Here is a 6,106-nt window from a genome sequence, read left to right on the forward strand (position 1 = left end):
GGGCGTTCGGCACGTGCTCGACCGTCAGCATCCGCTGCATCAGGTTGAACTCGAGCGCCGACACTTCGCTCATCCCGCCGAGCTTCTTGCGGATCAGCGTTTCCTCGGTCGGGCAGTCCATCTGCATGATCCGGAACGCGGAGCGCACGTGGCCCGACGCAGTCGCCTGCGCGACCGGCAGCGGCGCGAGCGTCAGCGCGGCAGGCGCGCAGCAATCGCCGGCCGCGTGGTCGTGGTCGTGGTCGTGGTCGTGGTCGTGGTCGTGGTCGTGGTCGTGGTCGTGACCGGCATGGTCGTGCGCGGCGCTGCCGTGTGCACAGGCGGCGCCGTGGCTATGCCCGTCGCCGTGCTCGTGCGCATGGTCATGACCATGGTCGTGGTCGTGCGCCTTACCGCTGCCGTGGCTGCAACCGGCGCCGTGGACGTGACCATCTTCACGACCCGCGTGCCCGTGATCATGTTCATGATCGTGGTCATGGTCGTGGCTATGGGCACGCGACTGCGCGCCGCGCGCTGCGGCGACCTCGCCGTGCGCGTGCTCGCCGGCCGCCGGCGCCGCATCGGCGACGGTGGCCGTATCCGTATCGTGCGCGTCGGCGCAGCACGGAGCGGCGCCGCCGGCATGACGGTGTCGTGGGTCGTGGGTACGCTGGGCGTCGGTCATGACAACCTCCTCAATGGCTAACGGTGTAGAGTTAACACCCTGAAGCCACTACAAGGTCAACCCCTTACAGGGAGAAAGGTCATGAAGATCGGCGAACTGGCCAAAGCGGCCCGCTGCACGCCCGAGACGATCCGTTTCTATGAGAAAGAGGGTCTGATGCCGGATGCGGAGCGCACCGACTCGAACTACCGCAACTACACCGACGTGCACGTCGAACGGCTGCGCTTCATCCGCAACTGCCGCGCGCTCGACATGGCGCACGACGAAATCCGCGCGCTGTTGCAACTCACCGACACGCCAGCCGATCCGTGCGATTCGATCAATTCGCTACTCGACGAACACATCGGGCACGTCGATGCGCGCCTCGCGGAACTCACGCATCTACGCGACCAGCTCACCGAATTGCGCCGCCAGTGCGTCGGCGAGCATTCGGTCGAGGATTGCGGCATCGTGCACGGTCTCGCGACGATGGAAACCGTCGCACCGGCCGCGAAGCGCTCGCACCTCGGCTGAAACCCTTGTGAAATATGATAGTCTGATTGAGAATAGTTATATTCTTACTAGATATAGTATAACTATTCATGTCTGCTAGTCGCCCATCCCCGCTCGCGCTGGCCGTCCTCGCGACGCTCACCGAAACGCCGATGCATCCATACGGGATGCTGCAGCAACTGAAGGCTCGCGGGTACGACGAAGTCGTCAACGTGCGGCAGCGCACGAGCCTCTATCAGACGATCGACCGGCTGCTGCGCGACGGGATGATCGCAGTGCACGACACCGAGCGCGACGGCGCGTTTCCGGAGCGCACGCTGTATGCGCTGACCGAGGCCGGGCACACGGCCGGGCAGGCGTGGCTGCATACGCTGCTCGCGGAGCCCGCGCGCGAATTCCCGGCGTTCGGCGCCGGTCTCGCGTTCCTGCCGCTGCTCGACGCCGAAGATGCACGCCACCAGCTTGAGCTTCGGATCGCGCGGCTCGATGCCGAGCGCGAGCGCCTCGAAACACTGCGCGCCAACGCGCAGGCCGATCAGGTGCCGCGCCTGTTCCTGCTGCAGAACGAGCACGCGCTCGTCCTGCTCAATGCCGAACTCGAATGGGCACGCAGCGTCGTCGAACACCTGAAGATCGGCGCGCTGCGCTGGGTGAACGGCTAACGCGTGATGCGGGCCGGCTCCCGCCGGCAACGCGCATCGCCCCGATCAAAGCACCTTGCCGGGATTCAGGATGCCGAGCGGATCCAGCGCGGCCTTCAGGCGTCGCATCAGCCCGATTTCCGCGTCGCTGCGCGTATGCGCGAGATAAGCGCGCTTGAGCACGCCGATCCCGTGCTCAGCCGACACCGAGCCGCCCATGTCCCGCACCACCGCGTACACGCAGTGATCGAGCGCGTCGAGGTCTGCGTCGGTCATCCCGGCCAGCGACACGCCGATATGCACGTTGCCGTCGCCAACATGGCCGAAGAACAGGCACGTGACGTCCGGCCAGTGCGCCCGCAGCGCCGCCTCGCAGCGCTCGGCGAATGTGCCGAGTTCGCCCGTCGGCAGACTCACGTCGAAGTTGACGAGATGCGGCAGCGCATCGATCGCGAGACCTTCGCGCAGCGTCCACAGGTCGCGCGCCTGCCGCTCCGACGTCGCGAGCACCGCATCGTCCACGAGCCCTGCGTCGAACCCCGCCGCGAGACCTGTTTCCAGCGCCTGGTGAGCGTCGCCGCCCGGTGCGCTCGTCGCGCATTCGATCAGTACCGTGAAACCCTCGTCGCCGACAAACGGCGCTGAAACACCCGGCGTATGGCGCGCAACGTAATCGTAGAACGCCGGCCACATCGCCTCGAAGCTGACGACCTCCGGCAGCGTGCGCACGCGGTTCCACAGCGCGACCACCGCGTCGTAGTCGCGCACGCGGCAGAGCGCCGTGGCCGGCGCTGCGAGCAACGGGTGCAGCCGCAGCACGGCGCGCGTGATGACGCCAAGTGTTCCCTCGCTGCCGATGAACAGCTGCTTCAGGTCGTAACCCGCGTTGTTCTTCAGCATCCGGTTCATCGACGACACCACCGTGCCGTCCGCGAGCACGGCCTCGAGCCCGAGCACCTGCTCGCGCATCATCCCGTAGCGGATCGCGCGCGTGCCGCCCGCATTGGTCGCGAGCATGCCGCCGATCTGGCATGAGCCACGCGCGCCGAGATCGACGCCGAACGTGAAACCGGCCGCTTCCGCGGCTTCCTGCACTGTCTGCAGCGGCGTTCCCGCGCGTACCGTCATCGTGCCGGCCGCCGCGTCGAGCGCTTCGATGCCTGCGAAGCGCTCCATCGACAGCACGACCTCACCACCGAGCGCGACGCCGCCACGTGCGAGCCCCGTCAAACCACCCTGCGGCACGACCGGCTGGCCGAGCCGCGCGCACAGCGCGAGCGTGCGCGACACGTCGTCGACGCTGCGCGGGCGCACCAGCGCGCGCGGCCGCACGCCGGCCGGCTCGTTGTACGCGGTGAAGTAACGCGGATCGATGTCGGCCGGGCGCGTGACGAGCGCCTCGCCCAGTTCCGCGGCGAGCGCGGCTTCGAGCGCGTCACCCGACAGCGATGCGCCGCCCTGTTCGCCGCCCGTGGCGGCCGTGTTCCGGTTCTGCATCGCGCGCGGCCCCGCTTACTTCGCCGAGATGTCGATATCGCCGAAATACTTCAGGCCGAGCGACTTCACCGTGCCGTCCGCCTTCAGCTTGTCGATCGCCGCATCGAGTTTCGCCTTCAGCGCGCTGTCGCCTTTACGCAGCCCGAATGCGATGCCGCTGCCGAGGATCTTGTCGTCGTGCACCGGCTGGCCGACGAACGAGAAGCCCTTGCCGTCCGGACGCGACAGGAAGCCGCGCTGGCCGGACGGCGCGAGCACGAGCGACGCGTCGAGACGGCCCGACACGAGATCCGCGTACGCCTGGTTCTGGTCCTGGTACGCGACGATCGCGACGCCGGCCGGCTCCCAGTGCGCCTTCGCGAAGGTTTCCTGGATCGACGCCTGCAGCACGCCGACGCGCTTGCCCTTCAGCGATTCCGGCGTCGGCAGCAAGCCGCTGCCGGTGCGCGCGATCAACTGGGTCGGCACGCGATAGATGATCGTCGTGAAATCGATCGCCTGGCGGCGCTGCTCGGTCGCGTTCATCGCCGAATTGATCACGTCGAACTTGCGGCCCTTCAGCGCGGGAATCAGGCCGTCGAACGACGTCTCGACCCATTTGCACGACAGCTTCGCCGTCTGGCAGACGGCATTGCCGACATCGATGTCGAAGCCCTGCAGGTCGCCGTTCGGCGCCTTCGATTCGAACGGCGGGTATTGCGCTTCGAGGCCGAAGCGCAGCGTCTGCGCATCGGCGAGCGCCGCGCCCGAGCCGATGGCGCACGCGAGTGCGAACGCGAGTTTCAGAGTGGCCGTGTGCTTCATCGTGATCTCCTGTGTCTGGTCGGTGCGACGCTCCCGTCGCCGGATGCCCGTCGCCGGATGCCCGTCGCCAATTTCCGTACGGGCCTTACAGCGAACGCAGCCGCCGCGCGCCTTCAACCAGCGTCGCGTCGTCCTTCGAAAAACTGAGCCGGATCACGCCGGCATCGGTGCCGTCGGTATAGAACGCCGACAGCGGAATCGTCGCGACGCGCGCGTCGCGGATCAGGCGCAGCACGAAATCGCTGTCGCTTTCATCCGAGAAGTGCCGGAAGCGCGCGAGCATGAAGAACGAGCCTTCGCTCGGCAGCAGCTCGAAACGGGAATCGGCCAGCTCGCGCGCGAGCAGGTCGCGCTTGGCCTGGTAGAACGCCGACAGGCCGAGATAGCTGTCCGGCCGCGCGAGGATTTCCGCGAACGCGACCTGCATCGGCGTGTCGGCCGCGAACACCATGAACTGGTGCACCTTGCGGATCTCGTCCATCAGCTCGGCCGGCGCGAGGCAATGCCCGACCCGCCAGCCCGTCACGTGGAACGACTTGCCGAACGACGACACGATCACGCTGCGCTCGGCCAGCTCGCGATGGCGCGCCACGCTCTGGTGCTGCGCGCCGTCGAACACGACGTGCTCGTAGACCTCGTCGGACAGCACCACGATGCCGGTGTCGCGCGTGAGCTGCGCGAGCCGTTCGAGATCGTCGGCGGAAAACACGGTCGCGGTCGGGTTGTGCGGCGTGTTCACGATGATCATCCGCGTGCGCGGGTTGATCGCCGCGGCGACTTCGTCCCAATTCACGCGGAAATGTTCGGGCGACAGCTTGATCGCCACCGGCGTCGCGCCCTGCAGCCGCACGATTGGCGCATAGCTGTCGAACGACGGCTCGAAGTAGATCACCTCGTCGCCCGGATGCACGAGCGCGCTGATCGCCGCGTAGAGCCCTTCGCTCGCGCTCGCGATCACCGTGATCTCGGTGGCCGGGTCGTAGCGCGCGCCGTACAGCGCCTCGGTCTTTTCGGCGAGCCGCTCGCGCAGCGCCATGACGCCGGCCATCGGCGCGTACTGGTTGTGCCCGTCGCGCATCGCGCGCGCGACGCCTTCGACGAGCGCCGGATCGGGCGCGAAATTCGGCGCGCCCTGCGACAGGTTCAACGCATCGTGCTGAGCAGCCAGTTGGCCGATCACCGTGAAGATCGTCGTCCCGACGTCGGGCAGTTTCGAACGGGGCGCGGTGGCGCTTCGCATGACTCCTCCTTCTGATGTCCTTCGGGCAGCCCCGCGCGACGCGCGCGGCCTGCATCTGCCGCATGATTTAGCCCGAGCCAATATCGGCGGACAATCGAAAGTTCGTCATGGCGACCATGCATTTTTCTCATGGCTCGCGAAGAGTAGCGTGCAGCGGCAAGGCTCGCCTGCCAGGCTGACATGCGAATCAGGCATTTCCCCTAGGGGATGTTACTGGCCGGCCGCCGTCAGGTAGGCGAGCAGCACCGCCCGCAGTTCGCCGCGCAGCGCGGCGAGGTCGAACGCGGGCCCGAGCGTCAGCAACGCCTGCGAGAGCCCGCCGTAGCAGATCGTGTGCGCCATCCGCGCGAGCCCGTCGAGCCGTGCGGCGGGCGGCGGATCGGCCGCGTGCGCGAGCGCGTCGCGCCACAGCGCGACATATGCGTCGTAATGCCGGCGGTAGGCGGTGAGCGGCGACACCTGCCGCTCCAGCGCGAAGAGCGCGCCCCACAGCGCCGCGTCGGCGCCGATCGCCTCGACCTGCAGGTCGACGAGCGTGGCGGCGAGTTCGGCCCGTGGCGCACCGCGCAGTCGCGCCGCGGCATCGCGCAGCCGGTCGGCCAACGCCAGCACGTGCCGGTGGATGCAGAGCGCCGCGAGGCTCTGCTTGTCGCCGAAATACTCGTAGAAGGTGCCGATGCTGACGCCCGCGACGGCCGCGATCTCGCGGATCGTCGCTTTCGCGTAGCCGCGTTCGAGCAAAAGCTGAACGAACGCCTGCTGCAGCGC

At 67.7% G+C, this 6,106-nt stretch carries 6 protein-coding genes and 1 pseudogene; 2 read left to right on the plus strand and 5 right to left on the minus strand.

Annotation, left to right across the window (positions count from 1 at the left end):
• Positions 1-664 (minus strand): annotated as a pseudogene (locus JYJ84_RS37945) (heavy metal translocating P-type ATPase); the annotation flags it as partial.
• An 81-nt stretch (positions 665-745) separates the two neighbouring features.
• Between JYJ84_RS37945 and cadR the strand changes: the two are divergent.
• Both cadR and JYJ84_RS26080 read left to right on the plus strand, forming a co-directional pair.
• A complete protein-coding gene (cadR, locus tag JYJ84_RS26075) occupies positions 746-1,177 on the plus strand; it encodes a Cd(II)/Pb(II)-responsive transcriptional regulator (RefSeq protein WP_011350541.1) in 432 nt (143 codons plus the stop codon).
• Positions 1,178-1,245: 68 nt separating this feature from the next.
• On the plus strand, positions 1,246-1,818 hold the full coding sequence (locus tag JYJ84_RS26080) for a PadR family transcriptional regulator (RefSeq protein WP_122944084.1): 573 nt from the start codon (positions 1,246-1,248) through the stop codon (positions 1,816-1,818).
• 45 nt (positions 1,819-1,863) lie between these two features.
• Here JYJ84_RS26080 and JYJ84_RS26085 read toward each other — a convergent pair whose 3' ends face one another.
• The 4 genes from JYJ84_RS26085 to JYJ84_RS26100 form a co-directional block, all read right to left on the minus strand.
• A complete protein-coding gene (locus JYJ84_RS26085) occupies positions 1,864-3,294 on the minus strand; it encodes an FAD-binding oxidoreductase (protein WP_175222259.1) in 1,431 nt (476 codons plus the stop codon).
• Positions 3,295-3,309: 15 nt separating this feature from the next.
• Positions 3,310-4,098 carry an ABC transporter substrate-binding protein gene (locus JYJ84_RS26090; protein WP_122946576.1) on the minus strand — a complete coding sequence of 263 codons (789 nt, stop codon included), beginning with the start codon at positions 4,096-4,098 and terminating at the stop codon, positions 3,310-3,312.
• 85 nt (positions 4,099-4,183) lie between these two features.
• Positions 4,184-5,338, minus strand: a complete 1,155-nt coding sequence (locus tag JYJ84_RS26095; RefSeq protein ID WP_175222258.1) for a pyridoxal phosphate-dependent aminotransferase — start codon at positions 5,336-5,338, stop codon at positions 4,184-4,186.
• Positions 5,339-5,548: 210 nt separating this feature from the next.
• Positions 5,549-6,106 (minus strand): TetR/AcrR family transcriptional regulator (locus tag JYJ84_RS26100; RefSeq protein ID WP_205189621.1); only part of this gene is annotated, 558 nt, incomplete at its 5' end.

Origin of the sequence: Burkholderia sp. LMG 13014 (genome assembly GCF_905232215.1) — a bacterium.
Taxonomy (GTDB): Bacteria; Pseudomonadota; Gammaproteobacteria; order Burkholderiales; family Burkholderiaceae; genus Burkholderia.

What these genes read in the sequence shown, in the direction of transcription:
- JYJ84_RS26090 (WP_122946576.1), bottom strand. Translation starts at nt 4,098, where the DNA reads ATGAAGCACACGGCCACTCTGAAACTCGCGTTCGCACTCGCGTGCGCC.
- JYJ84_RS26085 (WP_175222259.1), bottom strand. Translation starts at nt 3,294, where the DNA reads ATGCAGAACCGGAACACGGCCGCCACGGGCGGCGAACAGGGCGGCGCA.
- JYJ84_RS26080 (WP_122944084.1), top strand. Translation starts at nt 1,246, where the DNA reads ATGTCTGCTAGTCGCCCATCCCCGCTCGCGCTGGCCGTCCTCGCGACG.
- JYJ84_RS26095 (WP_175222258.1), bottom strand. Translation starts at nt 5,338, where the DNA reads ATGCGAAGCGCCACCGCGCCCCGTTCGAAACTGCCCGACGTCGGGACG.
- cadR (WP_011350541.1), top strand. Translation starts at nt 746, where the DNA reads ATGAAGATCGGCGAACTGGCCAAAGCGGCCCGCTGCACGCCCGAGACG.